Source organism: Brevundimonas basaltis (assembly GCF_014202075.1).
Classification (GTDB): domain Bacteria; phylum Pseudomonadota; class Alphaproteobacteria; order Caulobacterales; family Caulobacteraceae; genus Brevundimonas; species Brevundimonas basaltis.
Genome location: NZ_JACHFZ010000002.1, coordinates 25,412 through 48,875, shown reverse-complemented (window position 1 = coordinate 48,875; position 23,464 = coordinate 25,412). Strand labels below are relative to the sequence as shown.

Here is a 23,464-nt window from a genome sequence, read left to right as displayed (position 1 = left end):
GCCTCAATCCGCCGCCGACAGATCGCGGAAGACCAGGCTCTGGCTGCGCGCCGACACGATCAGCGGATGCAGATCCTCACCCAGTTCCGGCGTCTGTTCCTTCAGTCGGCGGCGCAGGGCGCTGATCCGGGCGTCGATGACGTTGACGAAATTGTCGGGCAGGAATTTCCACTCCACCCAGCAGCGGTCCCACAGCATGGTCTTGGTCACCGGCTGGCCCCGCGCCGCCATCAGTTCGGCGACGATGGCGAACTCCAGGGGCGACAGGTCGATCTGCCGGCTCTCGCCTGCCCCGGCATCGAACTTCAGGGTGCGGGCTCCGGGCGACAGGCGGAACGGCCCGTTGACCAGTTCGGCGCCCGCCGGCCGGGCCCGGCCCGATGCCCGCCGCAGCTGGGCGGCGATGCGCGCCACCAGTTCCTCGTCACCGACCGGCTTGGCCAGATAGTCGTCGGCGCCGCCCAGCAGACCTTCGACCTTCTGCCGTTCGCCGCCGAGGGCGGTCAGCATCAGGGCCGGGGCGTCGGCCGAGGTTCCGCCCCCGGCGCGCAGCCGCTTCAGCATCTCAAGCCCGTCCATGCCGGCCGTCAGTCGGTCGAGGATCAACACGTCATAGGGGGCGCGGGCCGCCGCCTCGAGCGCCGCCTCGCCCGCCTCGAACCGGTCCACGGCCTCGAAGCCGGCGGCGGTCAGCCGCTCCGCCACATGGTCGGACAGGGCCGGATCGTCCTCGAGCAGCAGGGCGCGGCGCCCCGCGAACACCGGACCGAGCCGGGCGAAGGGATCGTCGTCCCGCAGGGTCCCGTCGTTCTCGCCGTTCATCTCTGCGTCCACGCTGATCTCCGCCGCCGGCGCCACGATAGGACGCCGGGGCTGGATGACAACGCCCGGCGCCTCTCCGCTCTAGGCCGATGGGGCGGGGACGGGGGCTGATCGTTCCTGACGCCGCCCGTTCCCCGACCGGTCAGTGGCTGTCGTGACCGTGACCGTCGGCGCCGGCGTCAGTGGCCCCGGTCGCCCAGGCCTCGCCGCCGGTTTCCGCGAACCAGAACGGGGCGCGCGGCCGCTGGCGCGGCGCGATCTCGTTCATGCCCGAGTCGTAGACCCGGCCGTTGAGGACCGTGTAGGCGACCGAGGTGGTGTTCCGGATGTTGTCGAGCGGGTTGTCGTTCAGCACCACCATGTCGGCGAGCTTGCCGGGCTCCAGCGAGCCGATGTCGCCGTCCATGCCCAGCGCCCTGGCGCCGTTCAGGGTGCCGGCGCGAATGGCGTCCAGCGGCTGCATGCCGCCTTGGGCGAGACTCCATATTTCCCAGTGGGCGGCCAGTCCCTCGCGCTGGCCGTGCGCGCCGATCTGGACGGTGACGCCCTGGTCGGACAGGCGGGTCGCCTCGCGGGCCACGGAGATGTGGTTCCACTCGTTGTCGGGGGCGGTGACCGGACGCCGCGCGCGGGCGTCGAGGATGCGGCGCGGCACATACTGGGTCAGGATCGGATCGTCCCAGACCGGGCTTTCCTGATACCAGTAATTCTCGCCGTAGCTGCCGCCGTAGGCCACCACGATGGTTGGATTGTAGGCGACGCCGGTCTGGCGCCACAGCTGGTGCACGTCGTCGTAGAGCCGGGCCAGCGGGATGGCGTGCTCGATCGTGGTGTGGCCGTCGACGATCATCGACATGTTGTGCTGGTAGAGGGAGCCGCCCTCCGGGACGACCATCATATTCAGACGGCGGGCCGCCTCGATGACCTGCTGGCGCTGGTCGCGGCGCGGCTGGTTGTAGCTCTTGACGCTCCACGCCCCCGCCGCCTGCATCCGGCGCAGGGTCGACAGGGCGTCGTCGAGGTCGTCGATCTGGGCCGTCGAGGCCGTGGTCGCCCCGTACAGGATGGTGCCGGTCGAGAAGATGCGCGGGGCCACAACCCGGCCGGCGCGGGCCATCTCGCTGTGGGCGAAGATCTCGCTGGTGTCGGCCGAGGGGTTGTGGATCGTGGTCACCCCGAAGGCCAGCGAGGCGTAGTCGACCCAGCTCTGCTCGGGGATGATCTCGTCCGTCCCCATCGAGCCGTGCCAGTGGGTATCGACCAGACCGGGCATGATGGTCTTGCCGGCCATGTCGAGGGTCGGGATGCCGGCAGGGATGGTCATGCTGGCGGTCGAGCCGATCGACTCGATGCGGTTACCGTCGACGACGATGGTGCCGTTCTCGATCACCTCGGCGCCGTTCATGGTGATGATCCGGGCCCCGACCAAAGCCATACGGCCCTGCGGACGGTCCGTCTCGACGCTGAAGCCGAGATTGATCCCGTGTTCGTCCGGCTTTGGCAGCTCTTCCGGAGCACCCTCGACGAAGGCGAACGACCGGTTCAGGTCGCGGGTGAACAGCTCCGGTCCCTGCGACCAGTGCAGGCGGCCGGAGTCACCGGACCAGCTGAGCCATTCGCCGGAATCGCGGGTGACCCGGGCCTGCGGCAGGGACTTGCCGTCCGGACCGACGTTGATCGGTCGGCCCGCCGCCACGAAGGGGGCGACATAGGCGTTGAACCGCTCGGTCCAGCCGATCCAGTTGCCGTTCGGCGAGACGGCGAACTCGGCAGCCCAGTCGGAGGTCAGGTGGGTGCGCTGGTCCGAACCGTCCATATCGACCGAGATCAGGGTGCGTTTGTCGCCGTCGCGGCCGGTCAGAAACAGCCGGTCGCCATCGGCGCCGAACTGGGGGTGGGCGCCGTCCTCAGTGACCAGCACCGGCTCGCCGCCCGCGGCCGGGACGCGGTAGACGCCCGGTTCCCGGCTCCACAGGCCGGTGGTCAGGAAGCCGTCGTTGACCTTTCGGTAGACGATGGTGCGGCCGTCCGGCGAGAAGGTCGGCTCGATGTAGTGGCCAGGCTTCGGCGTCACGACCCGGCCGGCGCCGCCCGAGGCGGAAACCACCCGGACCGCGCCCAGCTGCTGGTCGTCCCAGGTCGTGTAGACGATCGAACGGCCGTCCCGCGACCAGTTGGGATAGAGTTCGAAATGGTCGCTCTGGCGGGTCAGGCGGCGCGCCGTGCCGGTGGGCAGGTCGCGGATCCACAGATTGCCCAGCGCCTCGAACACCACCTTCGAACCATCCGGCGAGGGGCGGGCCCAGCGCACCATCTTCACGTCGAAGCTGTCGGGCGCGACCTCGACCGGGAAGCGAACCGTGTCCTGCACCCGCCGGGTGTCGGCGACATGGAAGGGGATGTCTGAAACCGTCCCGGACGCGACCTCGACCTTCTGGATGCGGCCGTCGGCCCAGAACACAATGGAGCGGTTGTCGGGCGTCCAGCTGATCGCCGGATAGACCCCATGGATGGCCCACGTCTCCTGCAGATCGCGGTCGAGGGCGGAGAAGACCGGCGTCTCGCGCCCGGACTCGATATCCATCACATACAGCACCGACTGGTAGCGGACGCGCCGGATGAAGGCGATCGACTTGCCGTCGGGTGAGGGGGTCGGACGGATCGAGCCGCCCGGGCCGGTGATGTAGGGATCGATCTCGCCGGTCTCGCGGTCCAGACGGCGGATGACGTAGATCTGGCCGTTGACGTCCTTGGAGTATTCGAAGGTGCCGCCCGGCGTGGCGTCGTCGCTGAAATACAGATAGCGCCCGTCGGGCGAGAAGGCCGGTTCGCCGGTGTCTTTCTGCTGGGTGCGCCGCTCGGTCATCTGCACGCCACCGCCGCCGGTGCGGTGATACATCCAAAGCTCGCCAGCCCCGAGCGAGCGGGCCGAGGTGAAATGCTTCCGGGCCACGATGAACTGGCCGTCGGGCGTCCACTCCGGCTGGTTCAGCAGGCGGAACGACTCTTTCGAGATCTGGACCGGGTTCGAGCCGTCGGCGTCCATGATCCAGATGTTGTCGCCGCCGGCGCGATCGGAGGTGAAGGCGATGTGGCGGCCGTCCGGGGACCATTTCGGCTGCATGTCCCAGGCCACGCCCGAGGCGATGGCGCGCGCCTCGCCGCCCGAGATCGGCATCACATAGATGTCGCCCAGCAGGTCGAAGACGATGGAGCGGCCGTCGGGGCTGACATCGACCGACATCCACGTGCCGCGGGTCACATCGATGGGAATGTCGCGCGACGGGCCGGGCGGATTCTGCACATCCCATTTGGCGTCTTCGGCCTTCTCTTCGTCGGCGGGGGTCTGCGGGGTCTGCACGTCGGACGGAGGCACGACGGGCGGCGGAGCCGGTTCGGCCACCTGGGCCGTCGCCGGGCAGGCGAGCGCCAGCAGAGCGGCCGTAGCCAGGAGTTCGCGCTTCATGGTTTTGGTCCCCGAATCCGGACGTCTTGCGCCGACCGCCGGCTGACGCGTCCTTGCCGAGCGCGCAGTGAGCCCTGTCGGGCGGCGGAAGTCCAGCAGGCGGACGGAGACAGACGGTCGCGGCGAACCCACCTTCGGGACCCCGCCGTGCATTCCGGCGCGGCGGTCGCTATCTGAGGCGGAACATGGGAGCGATCGGCGCGGGGCGTCGTCGCTCCGCCCGCCGCCGAGGACCGCCCATGACCGACACGCTCGACCTTTCCCACTGGATCAATGGCGAGAAGGTTCGGGCGGACCTCCCGTCGGAGAGCCGAAATCCCTCGGATACGCGCGATCTCGTCGCCCGCATTCCCGACGGCGGCGTGGACGAAGTGAACGCCGCCGTGGACGCGGCCAAGGCGGCCTTCCCGGCCTGGGCCGAGGCATCGCCCGAGGTCCGCTCGGACATTCTCGACAAGGCCGGGACCCTGGTTATGGAGCGGCGCGAGCAGCTCGGCCGGCTGCTGTCGCGCGAGGAGGGCAAGACCCTGGCCGAGGGGATCGGGGAAACCGTCCGGGCCGGTCGGGTCCTGAAATATTTCGCCGGCGAGGCCCTGCGCCTGCACGGCCAGAACCTGGCCTCGGTGCGGCCGGGTGTGGAGATCCAGACCTATCGCCAGCCGGTCGGAGTGTTCGGCCTGATCACCCCGTGGAATTTCCCCATCGCCATCCCGGCGTGGAAGGCGGCGCCCGCGCTGGCCTTCGGCAATACGGTGGTGATGAAGCCGGCCGGTCCGACGCCGGCGACGGCCGAGGCGTTGGTCGCCATCCTGCACGAGGCCGGTCTGCCGAACGGGGTGCTGAACCTGGTGATCGGGCGCGGCGGCGTCGGCCAGGCCATTGTCGATCACCCGGACGTGGCCGGCGTCTCGTTCACCGGCTCGCAGGGCGTCGGCGCCGGCGTCGCGGCCGGAGCGGCGAAGCGACAGGCGCGGGTCCAGCTGGAGATGGGCGGCAAGAATCCGCTGATCGTGCTCGACGACGCCGATCTCGACCGGGCCGTGATGATTGCGCTCGACGGCTCCTACTACGCCACCGGCCAACGCTGCACCGCTTCCAGCCGCCTGATCGTGCAGGACGGAATTCACGACCGCTTCGTCGCCGCCCTCGCCGAGAAGGTCGCCGGCCTGCGCGTCGGCCCGGCGCTGGATCCGAACACCCAGATCGGTCCGGCGGTCAGCGAGGCCCAGCGCGAGACCTCCTACCGCTACATCGACGTCGCGCGCGGGGAAGGCGGCCGGGTCGTCATTGGCGGTGAGCGGCTGAGCCTCGACACGCCCGGTTGGTACGTCCAGCCGACCCTGATCGCCGACACCCACGCCGACAGCCGGATCAACAATGAAGAGGTGTTCGGTCCCGTCGCCTCGACCATTCGCGTCAAGGACTACGAGGAGGCGCTGGCCATCGCCAACGGCGTCGAGTTCGGCCTCTCCGCCGGCCTCGTCACCAGCTCCCTGAAACACGCCCGCGACTTCCAGCGGCGGGCGTTGGCGGGGATGACCATGGTCAATCTGCCCACCGCCGGGGTCGACTACCATGTGCCGTTCGGCGGGACGAAATCGTCGAGCTACGGCCCGCGCGAGCAGGGCTTCGCGGCGGTCGAATTCTTCACCCGGACCAAGACGTCCTACTCCGCCGGCTGAGAATCCGCGGTGAACCCGTCGGCGCGCGTGGCGTTAACCGGGAAAGGAGACTGCCCATGGCCACTGCAGATCCGGTCACCCGCAAGAGCGCGGCTCCCGAACGGAGCGGCGGCGACGACCTCAGCGACGTGGAACTCGTGGTCCGCCGCGCCCGCGCCGGCGACCTGACCGAAAACGAGGCGTTCGAGGATATCGACCGCATCGTCCGCCGTCGCGATCCGATGGATTTTGACCGAAAGTCCTGGGCCTAGCGCGGTCCCGGCCTGCTGAAAGGCCTGCCCCCGCCGGCGCAGCTGGTGGGAAGCAAATGGCGCACCCGGAGCGATTCGAACGCCCGACCCCCAGATTCGTAGTCTGGTGCTCTATCCAGCTGAGCTACGGGTGCGCATGGCCGCGAACGGCGAGGCGGCTATCTAGCCGAGAGGGCGCGGGGGGGCAAGGGCCGCATGCGGCTTTCCTGCAGTGATTTCCCGAGAGGGGTTTCGCCCCGGCGGCGGGCGCGCCAAGTTGCGGGTCTCCCCGTTATCGCGCCACCCGGACACGCCATGTTTTTGGTTCCGCAACCTGCCCTGCGATCCGTGATCGCGCTCGCCGTCGGGGTCGCTCTGATCCTGACCGGATGCGCCGCCGGCGCTGCAGGCGGGCCGCCCCCGGCCGCGGCGACGCCACAGGCGCCTCAAGCGCGCGGCCCGTTCGTGGCGGCGGCCAATCCCCTGGCGGTCGAGGCGGGACTGGAGGTGCTGCGGCGCGGCGGATCGGCGGTCGACGCGGCCGTGGCCGTGCAGGCGGTGCTGGGGCTGGTCGAACCCCAGTCGTCGGGCCTCGGCGGCGGAGCCTTCATGATGCTCTTCGACGCCTCGACCGGAGAGGTGACCGGCTACGACGGGCGCGAAACCGCTCCGGCCGCGGCGTCGCCGGAGTTGTTCCTCGAGGACGGCCGTCCGCTGGCTTTCGGGGACGCCGTGTTGAGCGGGCGCTCGACCGGCACGCCCGGCGCGGTGGCCGTGCTGGCGATGGCCCAGGCAGAGCACGGCGTCCTGCCGTGGCACAGCCTGTTCGCCGAGGCTGAGCGGCTGGCCCGCGACGGCTTCGTGGTCAGCCCCCGGCTGGGAGGCTTCATCGCGGCGACTCGGGGTCAGGCGCGGACCCGCTGGGCCGAGGCCTATTTCATGGGTCCGGACGGCGAGCGCCTCAAAACCGGGGACGTGCTGCGCAATCCGGCCTATGCCGAGACGGTGGCCGAGCTCGCCGCGGGCGGCTCCGACGCTTTCTATCGCGGCCGGATCGCGCGCGAGATCGTTTCGGCGGTGCGCGAAGCGCCGCGGCCGGGCGCTTTGACCGAGGCGGACCTGGCCGCCTATGAGCCGATCGAGCGCGGGGCCCTGTGCCGCCCCTACCGCATCTACATCGTCTGCGTGCCGCCCCCGCCGTCCAGCGGCGTGGCGGTGCTGCAACTGCTGGCCATGGCCGAGCTGACGCCGGACATCGTCGAGGGTCCGGACAGCGTCGACGCCTGGGTCGCCTTCGCCCAGCTGCAGCGGCTGATGTACGCCGACCGCGACCGCTACGTCGCCGATCCGGCCTTCGTCGGCGTGCCGGTGCAGGGGCTGCTGGACCCGAACTATGTGGCGGCCCGGGCGGCGCAGGCGCCGACCCTGGTCGCGGCGGCCGAGCCCGGCTTCCCGCCCGGCGGCGTCTTCACCGGCCCCGACGCGACGATGGAGCCGGCCGGCACCTCCCACTTCGTCATCGTCGACGCGGCCGGGAACGCGGTCAGCATGACCACCACGGTCGAGAGCGTGTTCGGCTCGGGCCGGATGGCCGCCGGCTTCTTCCTCAACAACCAGCTGACCGACTTCTCGTTCGCACCGCGCCGCCCGGACGGCGCGCCCGCGGCCAACGCCGTGGCGCCCGGCAAGCGGCCGCGCTCGTCGATGGCGCCGGTGATCATCCTCGACCGCGAGGGCCGGTTCGTCGGCGCGCTCGGCTCTCCGGGCGGCACCTCGATCCTCGCCTACAACACCAAGGCGCTGGTCGCCGTGCTGGACTGGGGAATGTCGATGGAGGCGGCCTTCGCCCTACCCAATCTGGTGGCCCGGGGCGACGGATTCGGGGCCGACACGGAGCGCTTTCCGGCGGCGATGCGTGAGGCGCTGGCCGCGCGCGGAGTCGTGCTGCGTCCCAACGCCAGCGAGAACTCCGGCCTGCACGGTGCGATCTGGCGGCGAGGAAGCGACGGCGTCTGGGGTTGGGACGGCGGCGCCGACGACCGCCGCGAGGGCGTGGCGCGGGTAGACTAGACTAGCCCAGCCTCTACTCCGGCTTGATCGACAGCTGGAACGCGATCAGCCCCTCGGACACGTCAGTGTCGACACCGTTGCCCGCGCGCAGGCCCTCGGCCTCGATCTCGCGGTAGACCAGGCCGATGGAGCTGTGCACCGGGCCGCGGCGCAGGGCCACGCCCAGCGAGGCGTCGCCGAGGAACGCCCCGGAATCGTGGCTGACGCCCGAGCGGCTGTAGCCGCCGTCGCGGTCCCGGGCCCAGTTGTAACCCACCGCCCGACCGGAGCCGGCGGCGTAGACGTACCAGCGGGCGCGTTCGCCGAAGGCCTCCTCGCCCTCGGGCACCAGCCGGTCGAGATCGCGGCCGATCCTGAGGGTTGCGCCGGCCTCCGTGACCTGGCCGCGGGTGCCGACCCCGACTCCGAGGTGCGGGGTCAGGGTGACGTCGAGGCCGTTCTCCGTCTGACCGAGCCTCTCGGTCCAGCCGCGCGTATAGGTCAGGTCGTAATGTTCGGCGTCATAGGCGGCCGGATCCAGGGGGCCGGGGGGCAGGGGTGAGCCGTCGGCCCGGCGCACCTGGCCCTCGGCGCGCAGGCGCAGCCTGTCGCGATAGGTCTCGCCCTCGTACCAGATGTCGCTGTTCGAGGCGGCCCAGGTCGCTGACACGTTTCGCCCCGGATCATATCCCGCCCAGCTATCGTCGCCCTCGAAGGCGGCTTTGCCGTCGCCGAAGCGCGCGTCGCGGTCGAGACGGGTTAGCAGGTCCGAAACCGTGGTGGGGCGCTCGCGCGCGACCCGCCAGGGGTCGGCGATGGCCTGCTGCGGGGTCGGGAACGCCATGGCCGCCGGGGCCGAACAGGCCGCCGCCGCCACCACTCCCGCACTGATCGCCGCAAGACGCATCAACGGTCCCCTTGTCCGTTAACGTCTGGAGCCTGCACGATCCGGGCCGCAACGCCAACTGACATTTTCCAGCCGGTCGAACGCCTCCGGTATGGGGCGGTTCCGCCTCAGCTCCAGGGCTGGAAATGCTTGGAAAGCTTGAGGCCTTGGCTCTGGTAGTGGCTGCCGCCCTCGCCGTAGAGGCGCGACGGCCGCTCCGTCAGCGGCTCATAGACCAACCGGGCCACGATCTGGCCGTGCTCCAGAAGGAAGGGGGTGTCGTGGGTGCGCACCTCGAGCACGCCCTTCGAGCCCGCGCCATGGGCCTCGTCGGTGCCGAATCCGGGATCGAAGAAACCCGCGTAATGGACCCGGAACTCGCCCACCGAGGGATCGATCGGGGTCATTTCGGCGGCCTGCATGACCGGGATCTCAACCGCCTCGCGGGACGCCAGGATGTAGAACTCGCCCGGATCGAGCAGCAGTTCGCCGCGCCGCACGCCCAGCGGCTCCCAGAAGTCGCGCGGATCGTGGCCGTCGATATGGTCGAGGTCGACCACCCCCGCGTGGCGCCGTCCGCGGTAGCCGACGATGGTCCCGTCGAGGCCCTCAAGGTCGACGCCGACGCTGCGGGTCTCCAGCTTGGGCGGCTCGCCGGCCTTGAGCCGCAGCTGGTTCAGCCGCGTACCCGGCCGCACCAGGATCGAGAAGGTCTGGGGCGCGATCTCGAGATACAGCGGCCCGTCGTAGCCCTCCTCAACGTCGTCGAAACTCGCCCCGCGGTCGGTCAGCAGCCGCACGAAGACGTCGACACGGCCGGTCGAACTTTTCGGGTTGGCGCGGGCGATCAGCCCCTTGGGCAGGCTCAACCGTTCCTGCAGTCGGGCGATGTAGACGCAGCCCTTCTCCATCACATAGCCGGCCGACAGGTCGACGCCGTGCATGGTCACGTCGGCGATCCGGTCCTCGACCGTCCGTCGGCCGGGCAGGAAGGACGCCCGCACCCGCCACGCCCGATCCGAGAGTCTCAGATCGAGACTGGCCGGCTGCACCTGATCCTTGTCGAACGGCGTATCCGAGGCGATCGCCCCGCCGGCGATCAGGGCCTCGATGGACTGCGACGGCAGGATGCCGGGGAGGGAGGTGGAAAAGCTCTGCATCGCTTCCGATTACACGATTCCGCGCCCGGTCTCCCGCAAAGTGTTCCGCCTGGCGGGCCTCGCCTCATCGGCGCTGGCGCTTGACCTGCCGGCCGCATCGGCGACCATGGGCGGATGTACGATACGCCCGCCTATGAAGCCGAGACCGAGGGCGTCCTGATCCGCGTCCGCCCCAGCTATCTGGCCGGTCAGTCCGATCCGGACGGGGGGCGCTGGGTCTGGGCCTATCAGGTTGAGATCGTCAATCTGACGCCGACCGCGATCCAGCTGATGGCCCGGCGCTGGGTCATCACCGACGGTCAGGGGCGGGTCGAGGAGGTGCGCGGCGCCGGCGTCGTCGGCGAGCAGCCGGTGATCAAGCCGGGCGACAGCTATTCCTACGCCTCGGGTTGTCCGCTCGGCACCCCGAGCGGCTCGATGGTCGGCGGCTACTATATGACGGATGCGAGCGGCCGCTCGTTCGAAGCCGCCATCCCCGCCTTCAGCCTCGACGTGCCAGGCGATCGGCGGGTGCTGAACTAGATTTCGGCTTGTTACCGCGCGTAACCCGAAGGGGGGCGAGGGGGCTGCGTCAACCCGGATAACCGCAGCCCCGCCCCTGACTCACCGCCGCGAGCGGAGGCAGCGGGAGGCGGACGGCGGCTCCCGTAGGAGCCATTCGTGTCGGCCGAAAGACCGAATTGGGACGGGCGCGCGAAACTGATCCCGCGCGCCCGGATTCAAGGCGCCGTCCTTGCTCGGGCAGCGAGCCGCCGTGCGGCGAGCGATAGCGCCCCTTGTTAGATGTACCGACGCAGCGAACGGGCCAGCTCGTCCTTGCCGCCCTTGCGGACCTGCGGCTGGTAGGCGACGCGGGCGTGTTCGACGCAGTAGACGCCTTCCGAGGAGCGGCGGCCGCAGAAGCTGAACTCGTTCGAGGACGGATCGCCGATCGGCCATTTGCACATGTGGGCGCCGAGGGTCATCACCGTGGCCGTGCCGGGCAGGTCGGGCATCGGAGCCGGGACCGACGGCGCGGCCGGGCGCGGCTGGGCCGCCTCGATGCGGCGGGGCGCCGACGGGGCCTGGGGCGGCGGAGCGGCGGGGCGCGGACGCGTCGGACGGAAGGTGGCGCGGGCCGGCTGCGACGGCGCGGCCCGGCCCGACAGGCCCAGGCGGTGCACCTTGCCGATGACGGCGTTGCGGGTGACGCCGCCGCCCAACTGTTTGGCGATCTGGCTCGCGGACTGGCCTTCCAGCCAGAGCTTCTTCAGCGCGCCGACGCGATCTTCGGTCCAGCCTGCGGTCATGCCACCCTCCGGGGTCGTGATTCAACATATGGGGTCATGGCTGCCCTCCCGGGGCCGCGACCTACCACTAATCGTAAACCAGACCCTAACAGACGCAATATGTGCGAATCAGTCCGTCCACAGAAACCAGATGTAGGGGTGGTTAACGAAGGGGCGAGGGACGACGGCGAGGGCCGAGCAAGAAGACGCACGCTTCGCCCAGACAAGGCGCCGCGTGGATAACCTTCCCTCGCCCCTCGTACCCCCCGGCCCCTTGCACTCCCGCATCGGCCAGCGCATCTCCCGCCCCATGACAGATCTCGCCTCGACCCGTCCGTCCGGCCTCCCGCAGCCGCGCAGCTATCCGGGGGTCAACTGGATCGGGGTGCGAACCCTCTATTTCCGCGAGGTGCGGCGGTTCTGGAAGGTCGGGGCCCAGACCGTGGCCGGGCCGGTGGTCACCACCCTGCTCTATATGATGGTCTTCGTGGTCGCCCTGCAGGGTTCGCGCCCGCCGCTGCACGGCACACCCTTCGCCGAATTCGTGGCCCCGGGCCTGATCATGATGGCCATGCTCAACAACGCCTTCGCCAACGCCTCCTCCAGCCTGATCCAGGCCAAGGTGATGAACACGGCGACCGACTTCCTGACTCCGCCGCTCAGCCCGATGGAGCTGACCATCGGCTTCGCTCTCGGCGCCGCGACGCGGGGCCTCGTGGTCGGCCTCGTCACCGCCGTCTGCGTCCTGCCCTTCGCCCGACTGGGGATCGCCAATGTCGTCGCCATCGTCTGGTTCGGCGGTCTGGCCTGCCTGATCATGGGCATGCTCGGCGTCTTCGCCGGCCTGTGGGCCCAGAAGTTCGATCAGCTGGCCGCCGTCCAGAATTTCATCATCATGCCGATGACCTTCCTGAGCGGCACCTTCTACCTAGTTGAGCGCCTGCCCGAGCCGTTCGCCACGATCAGCCACTTCAACCCGATCTTCTATCTGATCGACGGCTTTCGTTACGGCTTCATCGGTCAGGCTGAGAGCACGCTATGGATCGGGGTGGTCATGAGCGCGGCCCTGACCGTTGGCATGGCCGTAGCCTGCTGGCTGGTGTTCCGCTCCGGCTGGCGACTGAAGAGCTAAACCTCTCCTCCTTTTAAGGTGCGCGACCGTGCTCGCCGCGCTAGCCATGGCCGCCTGATCTTCCAGGGGGTTCCATGCTGTTCCGTCGTCTCGCCGCCGCCGCGGCCCTTCTCGCCGTCGCCGCGCCCGCGGCGGCGCAGGACATCGATCTGCGCGCCCAGGTCGCCGCCTACGTCCAGCCGTCGAACGAGGCGCGGACGGAGGTGCTGGTCGATCAGCTGCGCGCCGCCGGCTTCGACCCGGTCGTCGAGACCTTCGCGGGCGGCAATCGCCAGACCGGCGAGATGGAGGGCCGCAACGTCGTGGTCACCCTCGGCGACGACCCGCGCGAGATCCTGCTCACCGCCCACTATGACGCCGTGAGGCTGCGCGACGGTACGATGTCCCACGGCGTCGTCGACAACGCCGCCTCCGTGGTCGGGGTCATCGAGGCCGCCAAGATGCTCAGGGGCAAGAACCTGAACCACCGCGTCCGCGTCATCCTGTTCGACCAGGAGGAGCTGGGCCTGATCGGCGCGCGCAAGTGGATCGAGGCGCACGGCCTGGCGAACGTCGCCGCCGTCGTGAACGCCGACGTAGCGGGCTACGGCGACACGATGATGTACGGGCTCAACAACGGCCCGCAATCGGCCGGCGTCGTCCGGGCTGTGCGCGAGGTCTGCGCCGAGCGGGCCATGCACTGCGTCGGTTTCCCCGTCTATCCGCCGTCCGACGATCGCGCCTTCTCCGGCGCCGGCCTCGGCGAGGCGGGCCAGGCCGGCTCGACCGATCGCGTTCCTACGGTCTCCCTCGGCTTTCAGGACCACATCGGCGCCCACCAGATGTGGCTGGCCTTCAACGGCGGCGAGAGCAACGGCCTGGCCGAGGGCTTCGTGCCCCGGGTCTTCCAGCTGATCCATTCCGCCGACGACACCATGGAGCGGATCGACCCCGCCACGGTGAAGACCGCCGGGGAGGTCTATGCGGCCCTGGTCGAGCGGCTGGACCAGCAGCTAGGCGACTGATCCGGGGGTCTCGGGGCGGTGTTGACTAACCCCGTCCCCCGTCCGACAAGGCCTGACCCTTTCTCAGCGGTCCCGACGCCTTCCGCGCCGGGGCCGTCTCGCTTTTGGAGGCCTGCCCCGTGTCCACCGAACATCTGATGGGTGTCTACAACCGCGCGCCGCTGGAGGTGGATCGCGGTCGGGGCGCGCGTCTCTGGGGCAAGGACGGGACCGAATACCTCGACTGCGTCATGGGCATCTCGACCAACGCCCTCGGCCACGCCCATCCGATCCTCGTCCGGGCGGTGAAGGACCAGGCCGATAAGCTCTGGCACGTCTCCAACATCTTCAAGATCCCGGGGCAGGAAGCGCTCGCCGACGCCCTGTGCGAGAAGTCTTTCGCCGACGTGGTCTTCTTCACCAACTCGGGCACCGAAGCCGTCGAGTGCGCCCTGAAGACGGCGCGCAAATATCACTCGGCCAACGGCCAGCCCGAGCGGATCGACATCTACGGCTTCGACGGCTCGTTCCACGGCCGCACCTACGGAGCCATCAACGCCGCGGCCAACCCGTCCTACACCAACGGCTTCGGCCCGCCGATGGAGGGCTTCCATCAGCTGGTCTGGGGTGATCGCGAGGCGCTTGAGGCCGCCTTCCGCAACCCCACCACCTGCGCCGTCATCCTCGAGCCGGTGCAGGGCGAGGGCGGCTGCCGCGTCACCCCCGACGAGGACCTGCGCTGGATGCGCCAGATGGCCGATGAGCACGGCGTCCTGATCATCTTCGACGAGGTCCAGTGCGGCATGGGCCGGACGGGCAAGCTGTGGGCCCACGAATGGGCCGGGATGACCCCCGACATCATGGCCGTGGCCAAGGCGCTGGGCGGCGGCTTCCCCATCGGCGCCTGCCTCGCCACGACCGAGGCGGCGAAAGGCATGACGCCCGGCGCGCACGGCTCGACCTTCGGCGGCAATCCTTTGGCCATGGCCGTCGGCCAGGCCGCCTTCACCGAGATCTCCAGGCCGGAGACCCTGGCCAACGTCAACGAGATCGCCGGCTATCTGAAGCAGCAGCTGCATGGTGTCGCCCAGCGCTTCCCGGATGTGATCGTCGAGGTGCGCGGCAAGGGCCTGCTGATGGGGGTCAAGCTGATCCCCAACAACCGCGAATTCATGGGCTGGGCCCGCGATGAGGCCCACCTTCTGGTCGCCGGCGGCGGCGACAACCTGGTCCGCATCCTGCCGCCCCTGAACATGACCCTCGACGAGGCCCGCGAGGCGGTCGAACGGTTCGAGAAGGCCTGTGAGTTCGCGCGCGGCAAGCTGGCCGCGTAGGGGCCAGCGCGAGGGGGGTTCATCACAACGGTCACGACGATGCACAACGAACACGACGGGACCGAGTCTGTTTCGCCGGAGGTGAATCAGATCGGTCGCGCCGTGATGGATGCGGCCTTCGCGGCGCACCGCGAGCTGGGCCCCGGCCTGCTGGAGTCGGTCTACGAGCACTGTCTGGCCCAGGATCTTGTTCGCGCTGGACTTCAGGTCGACAGACAAGTCGCCGTGCCGGTCACTTACCGTGATGAGCGGATCGACGCCGGGTTTCGCCTCGACTTGCTGGTGGAGCGTCAGGTGGTGGTCGAGATCAAATCGATCGACGCCTTGGCGTCGATCCATACGGCCCAACTCCTGACCTACCTGCGGTTCTCGCAGGTTCGCTTGGGTTACCTCATAAATTTCAACACAGGCAGACTCAGGGACGGCTTCCGCCGCCTGGTCTTGTGACCGTGCCGGCCTGCCAGTCAGGCTCAAACCCCGTCGTGTTCGTTGTGATCTCGTTGTGATCGTTGTGATGAACCTTCCTGCCTTCCGACAAGAGCGAGCGCCATGACCCGCCACTTCCTCGACCTGCACCGGCTCGAAGCCGAAGTCCTGCGCGTCATCCTCGATGACGCCCACGCCCGCAAGCAGGCCCGCAAGGGCTGGCCGAAGGGCCGCGCCGACGCCGATGCTCCGGCGAAGGACCGCGTGCTGGCGATGATCTTCGAGAAGAATTCGACCCGCACGCGCTTCAGCTTCGACGCCGCCATCCGCCAGCTCGGCGGCGCGTCGATCATCGCCAACGCCGGCGACATGCAGCTGGGCCGCGGCGAGCCGGTCGAGGACACCGCCCGGGTGCTGTCGCGCATGGTCGACGCCGTGATGATCCGCGCCAACAGCCACGAGGATGTCGAACGCTTCGCCCGCGTCGCCACCGTGCCGGTGATCAACGGCCTGACCGACCGCTCGCACCCCTGCCAGATCCTCGCCGACCTGATGACCATCGAGGAGCATCGCGGCCCGATCGCCGGCAAGACGATCGCCTGGGTCGGGGACGGCAACAACGTCTGTCACAGCTTCATGCACGCGGCGCCGAAGCTGGGCTTCCACCTGACCGTGGCCTGCCCGGCCGACTATCACCCCGACCTGCACGACCTGGCCAAGGGCGGTCATCACGTCACCCTGACCGGCGATCCGCGCGATGCGGTGGCCGGCGCCGACGTCGTCGTCACCGACACCTGGGTGTCGATGGGCGACAGCGACTACGAGGCCCGGCTCGAGGCCTTCGACGGCTATGGCGTTGACGACGCCCTGATGGACGCCGCCGCCGCCGACGCCGTCTTCCTGCACTGCCTGCCCGCCCATCGCGGCGAGGAGGTCACCGACGCCGTTCTCGACGGCCCCCGCTCCCTTGTCTGGGACGAGGCCGAAAACCGCATCCACGCCCAGAAGGCCGTTCTGGCGTGGTGTTTCGCGGGTTAGGCGACAGGCATCAGACCACTGGCGGCGGGGGCGATGATGTCCGTAGCCACCGCCCTCGACTTCTTGCTGCCTGCTGACTGACGCCTCAGTTCAGCTTTACGTCCGCCACCCCGCCCACGTCCGGCAGGGTGTCCGTCGCATTGGCCTTGGCGATCTCATAGGCGAACTTGAAGAAGCCGCCCTCGTTGACCCAGACCCGGCCGTCGTCGGCGTCGAAGCGCAGGATGGTCAGCATCCGATCGTCCTTGCCCTCCGGATACCAGGCGGCCAGCACTGGGTTCCAGTAGCGGTCGATGATCTCGCGGTCGTGGCCGTGCACCGACAGATTGCCATGGATGCAGGCCCAGACGTTCTGGTCCTTCGAGCCGTAGTGGAACATGGCGCTCTGTCCCGATCCCACGGCGGCGTCCTTCGCTAGATCGGTGTCCTCACGGGTGAAGAACCAGATGGTCCCGGTCTCTTCCTCGCGGAAGGCCGTCATCGGCTGGGCGTGATAGCCGGGTTGGTCGAGGCCGAGCATGCCGGTGTTCGACTTCTTCAGATGATCCCAGAATTCCGTCTCGGCCTCGGCGGCGGTCAGCGGCTTGTCGGACATGGCGTCGTCTCCTGATCTTCGGGGGTTCGATCAGGGGAATGGGCGCGGGCCCTGCGGGTTCCGGCAGGAGCCTGATCGGTTGCGGTGGAATCGCTTCGCGATTCCGCCGATGCCGTGAATCAGGCTCCAGGAAACATGCTGGACCGAAATCTGAGCCCCGATGGACGGCGTCCATCAAGGCCGATTTCGGTCTAGCGGGTCGCCTGCGGAATTCCGAGCAGGGCCGCGACGTGGACCAGCAGCACCATCACCGCGGCCCCGGCCAAGACCATCACGAAGCGCCACGGGATCATGCGCACGCCGCGGTGCGGCTGCGACGGGCGGGCGCCCCGCCAGCCGGCGAACCCCGTCAGGGCGATGGCGACGGCGAGAGCGGCGAGGGTCACGGTCAGGCTCATCCGCGCCAAGTGGCTCGCCGGAGCCGCGAGGGCAAGCGCCCGAGTCCTTTCCAGGCCGTTAATCTTCACCTGCCGTTAACCAAACCGGCAGGAGAGTCGCCGGCGGTGCACGGGCTTTCCACAGGAAGATGGGCAGACCCTACATCTTGGGGTTAACCACGCGTTTACACCCCTGATCTGGATGAGTAGCGTTCGATTCAAAGGTCGGGAGGCGAATCAGTGAGCGCAGCCGCGCCGTGGAGCGTAAAGGGGATCGAGCCCCGGGCGCGTGAGATCGCCAAGGACCTCGCCCGTCGCTCCGGCATGACGCTCGGCGAGTGGCTGAACACCATGATCATGGAAGATGGCGACGACGACGAGGGCGTGGTCCCTCTGTCCCGCCGGGCCCACGCCGCAGACAGTTTCGAGCGCCGGGCGCGCAGCCGCCGCGTCGACGACGCCTATGCGTCGGATGACGCGCCATGGCAGCGGCTCAGCGCCTCGATCGACGCCATCGCTTCCCGTCTCGAAGCCGCCGAGCGCCGCTCGACCGTGGCTATCCAGGGTGTCGACCAGGCCGTCTCGGGTCTCGTGCGCCGTCTCGACGCCCAGGACGAGTCGGGCCGCGCCTACGGCCGCCGCATCGACGACCTGTCCGAGGAATTGCGCGAGGGCCATCGCCGCCTGCGCAAATTCGAGCAGGAGGTCGGCCCGAAGACGGCCGAAACCTTCGGCAAGGTCGAGACCACCCTTGGCGCGCTCGCCGGCCGGCTCTACGACATCGAGGAGCGCCAGCGTGGCGGCGTCAACGAGCTGCGCCAGCGCATGGACGCGGTCGAGAAGATCGCCGGTCCGGGCACCGGCTCCGAGCTGCTGGCCCAGGTCGGCCAGCGGCTGGACCAGGCCCAGGGCCGGACCACCGAGGCCCTGCGCGGCCTCGAGCGTTCGTTCGCCGATCTGGACAGTCGCCTGCGCGCCGCCGAGTCCCGCGTCGAGCCCGAGGGCGCCCGCGAGGCTGCGCGTTTCGAAAAGCTGGCCGAGACGCTGAGCCGACAGGTCGAGGCCAATCGTGCCGAGATGATGCGGCGGATGGATGCGGCCGAGGCCGAAGGCCGGATGGACCGCATCGAGCGCGCCGTCCTCGCCATTGGCGATCAGGTCAAGGCATCCGAGGATCGCTCGGCCAAGGCGGTCGAGGCCATGGGGCGCGAAGTCCTGCGGATCGCCCAGAACCTCAACGGCCGCGTCGGCAAGATCGAATCCGGCGCGACCGCGGGGCTGGACAAGCTGGGCGAGGCCCTGAGCCTCAAGGTCGAGGCCGACATGGGCCGCTTCGCCCAGGGCGTGGAACAGCGGCTCGTCGCCGCCGACGATCGGCATGCCCTGGCGCTGGAGAAGCTGGGCGGCGAGATCACCCGCATCTCCGACCGTCTGAGCGAACGGATCGCCCAGTCCGAGCGCCGCTCGCAGCAAGCGCTGGACGACATCGGCCGCCGCCTCGCTGACAGCTCGAACAAGATCGAGCAGCACTACGACCGCGCCTCGGGCGAGCTGGCCGAGCGCATGCGCCTGTCCGAGGAGCGCACCGCCGCCTTGATCGCCGAAGCGCGCGAGAACATCGGCCGTCGTGCCGAGCCGACCGCCCGGCCCGAGCCCGCCCAGCCCGACTGGCGCGCCGCCGCCTTCCCGGACGCGGCCTTCCCCGAAGCGACCTTCGACAACGGCTTCGACGATCCGGTCTTCGCCGAACAGCAGGCCTGGTCTGCCGAGCTCGCCCCGCCAGAGCCCGAGCCCCAGCCCCAGCCGGTTCCCGGCGCCCGCGGCGAGGTCCTGACCGCCGCCACCGTATTCGACGCGATGATGCGCGGCCCCGCCCCGGACGTCCCGCCGTCGGCGCCGTTCGGCAGCCGCCCGCCTGAGCCGTCGCTGACCGAAGAAGTCGGCCCCGCCCCCCAAGCGCCGGCGTTCGACCCGACCCCGACCCCGACTCCGGTCCACGCGACCGCCGCCCCGTCGGCCTTTGGTCAGGGCTTCGGCGGCGCCGATGTCTCCGACGCGCTCGCGGCCACCGCGGCGCCGGAGTTCGACGCCGGTCCGGACGATTTCTCCGCCGAGACCGATTTCGTTGATCCGCGCGCCCTGCGCGCCGCCGCCGCCCAGGGTCGGGCTTCGTCCACGCGTCAGGCTATCGACGCCGCCCGCGCGGCGATGGCCGCGCCCGAGGAGGCCGCGCCCGCCCGTTCCGGCTTCGGCCTCAAGCGCGGCGGCAAGTCCCGGCTGCAGGAGCGGCTCGACAAACAGGCCTCCAGGGGCGGCGACACGGTGCGAAAGGCGCTGGGCGCCTCGGCGGTGGCCGTGCTGCTCACCGCCGGCGGGGCCGCGGCCTTCGGCGAGCTGACCGGCACGGGCGTCCGACTTCCGGCGCTCGGAGGCTTCGGCGCCGCTCCGGAAACTCAACCTGTTGCGGCCTTGGCCGTGGTTCCCGCCCAGCCGTCGGCCGAGGACCAGGCCCGTGGCGCCGACCTCTACCGTCAGGCGATCGAACTGCTCGACGGCGATGACGCCGCCGGCGTCGACACCCTGAAACAGGCCGCCGGCCTCGGTTTCGCGCCGGCCCAGTTGCATCTCGCCAGCCTCTACGAGAACGGCGCCGCCGGTCTGGCCGTCAGCCCGGCCGAGGCGCGTGTCTGGGTCCGCCGCGCGGCCGACGCCGGCGACGCCCGCGGCATGCACAACTACGGCATGTACCTGTTCGAGGGGATCGGCGGCGCCCGCAACCGGCCCGAGGCCATCGACTGGCTCCGCAAGGCTGCGGAGGCCGGTCTGGTCGATAGCCAGTTCAACGTCGCCAAGCTGTACGAGGTCGGCGACGAAGGCATCCAGCCGGATCTTCCGGAGGCCTACAAATGGTATCTGATCGCCGCGCGCGCCGGGGATGGCGACGCCCAGTCGGCGGTCGAGCGGCTGCGGCCCGGCCTGCCGGCGTCGGAACGCGGCGCGGCGCGGGCCGCCGCCGACGCCTTCAAGGTCGAGCCGCTCGCCTGACGTGGATCAGACAAGCCTTTTCGGCGCATTCGGTGGCGGTGGCTACGGCGTGCGTATAGGACACCTTCACCGTCGCCTTTCCGGCGCCTAGCCTCAGTTCCAGCCGAAGGCGCGTCCTTTGGATATCTATCTGCCGATCGCCGAGGTTTCGGTGAACTGGCCGCTCCTGGTCCTGCTGGGGGCGGTTGTGGGATTCATCTCCGGCCTGTTCGGGATCGGTGGCGGCTTCCTGATGGCTCCGATCCTGATCTTCCTCGGCATTCCCCCGCCCGTCGCGGTGGCCAGCCAGGCCAGCCACGTCGTGGCGTCCTCGACCTCGGGCGTGATCAGCTACACCACCCGGAAGGCCGTCGATTACCGCATCGGCGGCGTCATGGCGGCCGGCGGCGTGCTCGGCGCCCTCGCGGGCGTCGAACTGTTCCGCTACCTCCTCCTGCTGGGGCAGGCGGACCTGGTGGTGGCCCTGTCCTACCTGATCTTCCTCGGCGCCATCGGCACCCTGATGCTGTACGAGAGCCTCGGCCAGATTCTCCGGCGCGTCCGCGGTCAGGTCACGCCGCACAAGGAACGCCGTCGGCCGCTGTGGCTCTACGGTCTGCCGCTCCGCATGCGGTTCCCGCGTTCCGGCCTCTACATCAGCGCCATCCCGCCGTTCGCCCTCGGCGCCTTCGCGGGCGTCCTGTCGGCCATCATGGGAGTCGGCGGCGGCTTCATCCTCGTCCCGGCCATGCTCTACATCCTGCGCATGAAAGCCAGCGTGGTGGTCGGCACCAGCCTGCTCCAGATCATCATCACCACCGCCATGACCACCGTCCTGCAGGCGGGCCGGAATCAGACGGTCGACATCGTGCTGTCGACCATCCTGCTGCTCGGCGGGGTCGTCGGCGCCCAGTACGGCGCCCGCTGGTCGGGCCGGTTCCGGGCCGAGGAACTGCGCGCCGTGCTCGGTCTCATCGTCCTGCTGGTCGGCATCCAGATGGGCCTCGAACTGTTCGTCCGGCCGTCCGACCTGTTCGGTTTCGCTCCGGGGGTGGCCGAATGATTCAGGCCCTGCCTCCGCCCCCGCCCGCCGTCGAGGCCCCGGCGCCCGAACGGTCGGCCGCGACCGAGGACCGGTTGAGGGTCGCCGCCGCCCTGACCGAGGCCCGCGTCAGCGTCGACTCCGGCTTCAGCGGGGCGTCCATCGTGCTCTACGGCGCCGTGTTCAATCCGGGCGACGATCCCACGGACGTGGTGGTCGTCGTGAGGGGGCCCGACGCGCCCGTCCGCCTCGTCAAGAAGACCCGCAACCTCGGGGTCTGGCTGAACAGCCGCCCGGTCGTGTTCGAGGGCGCGCCCGGCTTCTACATGACCGCCTCGACCCGGCCGCTCGGCGACATCGCCGACTTCGGCGACCTCCGCCGTCTGGGCGTCGGTGTTGATCACCTGCGCATCAACGCCCCCGAGGAGAGCCGCGTCGTCACTCGCTACGGCGTGCGGGACGTGGTCATCAGCCGCCTTGGCGAGGACTATCTCGACTGGCGCCGCGCGGTGATCCGCCTGCGCGAGGCGGCGGCCCTGTACAACACCGATCCCGAGGGCGTCCGCTTCGTCGACCGCGGTCTGTTCCGGGCCGAGATCGAACTGCCCGCTGTCGCCCCGACCGGCCAGTATTTCGCCGAGGTCTGGCTGTTCCAGGACGGCGATCCCGTCTCGGTCTCCAACCTCACCCTGACCGTCGAAAAGGTCGGCATCGAACGCGACATCTTCGAGTTCGCCCACAATCGCCCGTGGACCTACGGCGTTCTCTGCGTCCTGCTGGCGGCCTTCACCGGCTGGGCGGCCAGCCGCATCTTCCGTCGCCAGTGAGTTCCTTCGCGATCGGAGAGCGACCGGGCGGGATCAGCGGGCCGCGAACTCGCTCAGGGCGTCCAGAACCGCGCGGTTCTGGTCCTCGGTGCCGATGGTGATGCGCAGGGCCTCCGGCAGACCGTAGCCGCCGACCGGCCGCACAATGACGCCCTTCGAGTTCAGATAGTCGTTGGCGCGCTGCGCCTGTTCGACATCCTTGAACCGGACCAGCACGAAATTTCCCGCCGAGGGCAGCACCTCGAAGCCGAAGCCGCGGATGGCCTGGGCCATGCGCGGACGCCAGGTGTGGATCAGGTCGCGCGACGCCTGCTGGTGCGCCTCGTCGCCCAGAGCCGCCACGGCCGCCTCGAGCCCGGGCACCGAGACGTTGAACGGCAGGCGGATGCGGTCCACGGCCTGCGCCACCTTCAGAGGCGCATAGCCAAAGCCGATGCGCAGCCCGCCAAGCCCGTGAATCTTGGAGAAGGTGCGGGTGACCACGATGTTCTCGCTGTCGCGGGCGAGCGGGAAGCTGGTTTCCCAGTCCGGTTCGGTCACGTATTCCGCATAGGCCTCGTCGACGACCAGCAGGACGTCCGGTCGCAGCCCCTCGTGCAGCCGACGGATCTCCTCGCCGGTGTTGTAGCTGCCGGTCGGGTTCGACGGGCTGGAGACGTAGACGATGCGGGTGCGCTCATCGACCTGCTCCAGCAGGGCTTCCACCGTGGCCTTGAACTCCGGCTCGGGCGCCAGTTTGACCGAAGCCTGGTTGGCCAGGGCGCTGATCCGGTAGGCGAGGAAGCCGTACTGGCCTGTGACGATATTGTCGCCCGGCGTCAGATAGGTCTGGTTCAGCAGGGCGAAGACCTCGTCCGAGCCGTTGCCGAAAATCAGCCGCTCCGGCTCCAGCCCGTGGTGCCCGGCCACGGCGTCGCGCAGCTTGGTCGCCCGGCCGTCAGGGTAGATGTGGATGTTGCGGACCGCCGCTTCATAGGCCTCGCGCGCCAACTGCCCGGCGCCGAGCATGTTCTCGTTGGACGACAGCTTCATCGGCTCGGCCACGCCGGCGATGGCGGACTTGCCGCCTACGTAGGGGGCGATGTCGAGGATGCCGGGTTTGGGCGCGGGTGCGTCGGTCATG

Annotated in this window: 20 protein-coding genes and 1 tRNA gene; 12 read left to right on the top strand and 9 right to left on the bottom strand. The window is 69.6% G+C overall.

What is annotated here, in order from left to right:
- Positions 1-3: 3 nt before the first annotated feature.
- Positions 4-834 (bottom strand): response regulator, encoded by an 831-nt coding sequence (locus HNQ67_RS04680; RefSeq protein ID WP_183252889.1) that lies wholly within the window; start codon positions 832-834, stop codon positions 4-6.
- 130 nt (positions 835-964) lie between these two features.
- On the bottom strand, positions 965-4,288 hold the full coding sequence (locus HNQ67_RS04675; protein ID WP_183252887.1) for an amidohydrolase family protein: 3,324 nt from the start codon (positions 4,286-4,288) through the stop codon (positions 965-967).
- A gap of 239 nt (positions 4,289-4,527) precedes the next feature.
- Here HNQ67_RS04675 and HNQ67_RS04670 point away from each other — a divergent pair, with 239 nt between their 5' ends.
- Both HNQ67_RS04670 and HNQ67_RS04665 read left to right on the top strand, forming a co-directional pair.
- Entirely contained in the window at positions 4,528-5,970 is a 1,443-nt protein-coding gene (locus HNQ67_RS04670) for an aldehyde dehydrogenase family protein (RefSeq protein ID WP_183252886.1), read from the top strand.
- A 56-nt stretch (positions 5,971-6,026) separates the two neighbouring features.
- Positions 6,027-6,221, top strand: coding sequence for a hypothetical protein (locus tag HNQ67_RS04665; protein WP_183252884.1), 195 nt, complete (start codon positions 6,027-6,029; stop codon positions 6,219-6,221).
- Positions 6,222-6,278: 57 nt separating this feature from the next.
- Here the strand turns inward: HNQ67_RS04665 and HNQ67_RS04660 are convergent.
- Positions 6,279-6,355, bottom strand: a tRNA-Arg gene (locus HNQ67_RS04660).
- A gap of 160 nt (positions 6,356-6,515) precedes the next feature.
- On the opposite strand from HNQ67_RS04660, the gene HNQ67_RS04655 reads away from it, so the two are divergent.
- Positions 6,516-8,270: a gamma-glutamyltransferase family protein gene (locus HNQ67_RS04655; protein WP_183252882.1), complete on the top strand. Its 1,755-nt coding sequence runs from the start codon at positions 6,516-6,518 to the stop codon at positions 8,268-8,270.
- A gap of 13 nt (positions 8,271-8,283) precedes the next feature.
- Here the strand turns inward: HNQ67_RS04655 and HNQ67_RS04650 are convergent, their stop codons facing one another.
- Together HNQ67_RS04650 and HNQ67_RS04645 are read right to left on the bottom strand one after the other, a co-directional pair.
- Positions 8,284-9,156 carry a lipid A-modifier LpxR family protein gene (locus HNQ67_RS04650; protein ID WP_246347459.1) on the bottom strand — a complete coding sequence of 291 codons (873 nt, stop codon included), beginning with the start codon at positions 9,154-9,156 and terminating at the stop codon, positions 8,284-8,286.
- 107 nt (positions 9,157-9,263) lie between these two features.
- Positions 9,264-10,295 (bottom strand): 2'-deoxycytidine 5'-triphosphate deaminase, encoded by a 1,032-nt coding sequence (locus HNQ67_RS04645; protein ID WP_183252880.1) that lies wholly within the window; start codon positions 10,293-10,295, stop codon positions 9,264-9,266.
- A 114-nt stretch (positions 10,296-10,409) separates the two neighbouring features.
- Here HNQ67_RS04645 and apaG point away from each other — a divergent pair, with 114 nt between their 5' ends.
- Positions 10,410-10,817 carry a Co2+/Mg2+ efflux protein ApaG gene (gene apaG / locus HNQ67_RS04640; protein WP_183252878.1) on the top strand — a complete coding sequence of 136 codons (408 nt, stop codon included), beginning with the start codon at positions 10,410-10,412 and terminating at the stop codon, positions 10,815-10,817.
- A 257-nt stretch (positions 10,818-11,074) separates the two neighbouring features.
- On the opposite strand, the gene gcrA is transcribed toward apaG, so the two are convergent.
- Complete coding sequence (gene gcrA, locus HNQ67_RS04635) at positions 11,075-11,584, bottom strand: cell cycle sigma 70 cofactor GcrA (RefSeq protein WP_183252877.1); 510 nt, start codon at positions 11,582-11,584, stop codon at positions 11,075-11,077.
- A 289-nt stretch (positions 11,585-11,873) separates the two neighbouring features.
- Here gcrA and HNQ67_RS04630 point away from each other — a divergent pair, with 289 nt between their 5' ends.
- The 5 genes from HNQ67_RS04630 to argF all read left to right on the top strand — a co-directional run bounded on the left by HNQ67_RS04630 (position 11,874) and on the right by argF (position 16,476).
- Positions 11,874-12,695 (top strand): ABC transporter permease, encoded by an 822-nt coding sequence (locus HNQ67_RS04630; protein ID WP_183252875.1) that lies wholly within the window; start codon positions 11,874-11,876, stop codon positions 12,693-12,695.
- Positions 12,696-12,769: 74 nt separating this feature from the next.
- Positions 12,770-13,699 (top strand): M28 family metallopeptidase, encoded by a 930-nt coding sequence (locus tag HNQ67_RS04625; protein ID WP_183252874.1) that lies wholly within the window; start codon positions 12,770-12,772, stop codon positions 13,697-13,699.
- A gap of 119 nt (positions 13,700-13,818) precedes the next feature.
- Positions 13,819-15,012 (top strand): aspartate aminotransferase family protein, encoded by a 1,194-nt coding sequence (locus HNQ67_RS04620; RefSeq protein WP_343054816.1) that lies wholly within the window; start codon positions 13,819-13,821, stop codon positions 15,010-15,012.
- Positions 15,013-15,051: 39 nt separating this feature from the next.
- Positions 15,052-15,459, top strand: a complete 408-nt coding sequence (locus HNQ67_RS04615; protein WP_183252872.1) for a GxxExxY protein — start codon at positions 15,052-15,054, stop codon at positions 15,457-15,459.
- Positions 15,460-15,561: 102 nt separating this feature from the next.
- Positions 15,562-16,476, top strand: a complete 915-nt coding sequence (argF, locus tag HNQ67_RS04610; RefSeq protein WP_183252870.1) for an ornithine carbamoyltransferase — start codon at positions 15,562-15,564, stop codon at positions 16,474-16,476.
- Between the two features lie 85 nt (positions 16,477-16,561).
- On the opposite strand, the gene HNQ67_RS04605 is transcribed toward argF, so the two are convergent.
- Both HNQ67_RS04605 and HNQ67_RS04600 read right to left on the bottom strand, forming a co-directional pair.
- A complete protein-coding gene (locus HNQ67_RS04605) occupies positions 16,562-17,071 on the bottom strand; it encodes a pyridoxamine 5'-phosphate oxidase family protein (RefSeq protein ID WP_183252868.1) in 510 nt (169 codons plus the stop codon).
- Positions 17,072-17,262: 191 nt separating this feature from the next.
- Positions 17,263-17,469, bottom strand: coding sequence for a hypothetical protein (locus HNQ67_RS04600; RefSeq protein WP_183252866.1), 207 nt, complete (start codon positions 17,467-17,469; stop codon positions 17,263-17,265).
- A gap of 219 nt (positions 17,470-17,688) precedes the next feature.
- Between HNQ67_RS04600 and HNQ67_RS04595 the strand changes: the two genes are divergently transcribed.
- The 3 genes from HNQ67_RS04595 (at position 17,689) to HNQ67_RS04585 (ending at position 22,341) form a co-directional block, all read left to right on the top strand.
- Positions 17,689-20,493: an SEL1-like repeat protein gene (locus HNQ67_RS04595; RefSeq protein WP_343054815.1), complete on the top strand. Its 2,805-nt coding sequence runs from the start codon at positions 17,689-17,691 to the stop codon at positions 20,491-20,493.
- Between the two features lie 118 nt (positions 20,494-20,611).
- Positions 20,612-21,535: a sulfite exporter TauE/SafE family protein gene (locus HNQ67_RS04590; protein ID WP_183252864.1), complete on the top strand. Its 924-nt coding sequence runs from the start codon at positions 20,612-20,614 to the stop codon at positions 21,533-21,535.
- Positions 21,532-22,341: a TIGR02186 family protein gene (locus HNQ67_RS04585; RefSeq protein ID WP_183252862.1), complete on the top strand. Its 810-nt coding sequence runs from the start codon at positions 21,532-21,534 to the stop codon at positions 22,339-22,341. The genes HNQ67_RS04590 and HNQ67_RS04585 overlap by 4 nt, the downstream gene beginning before the upstream one ends.
- Before the next feature lie 33 nt (positions 22,342-22,374).
- Here the strand turns inward: HNQ67_RS04585 and hisC are convergent, their stop codons facing one another.
- Entirely contained in the window at positions 22,375-23,463 is a 1,089-nt protein-coding gene (gene hisC / locus HNQ67_RS04580) for a histidinol-phosphate transaminase (RefSeq protein WP_183252860.1), read from the bottom strand.
- Between the last annotated feature and the right edge of the window lies 1 nt (position 23,464).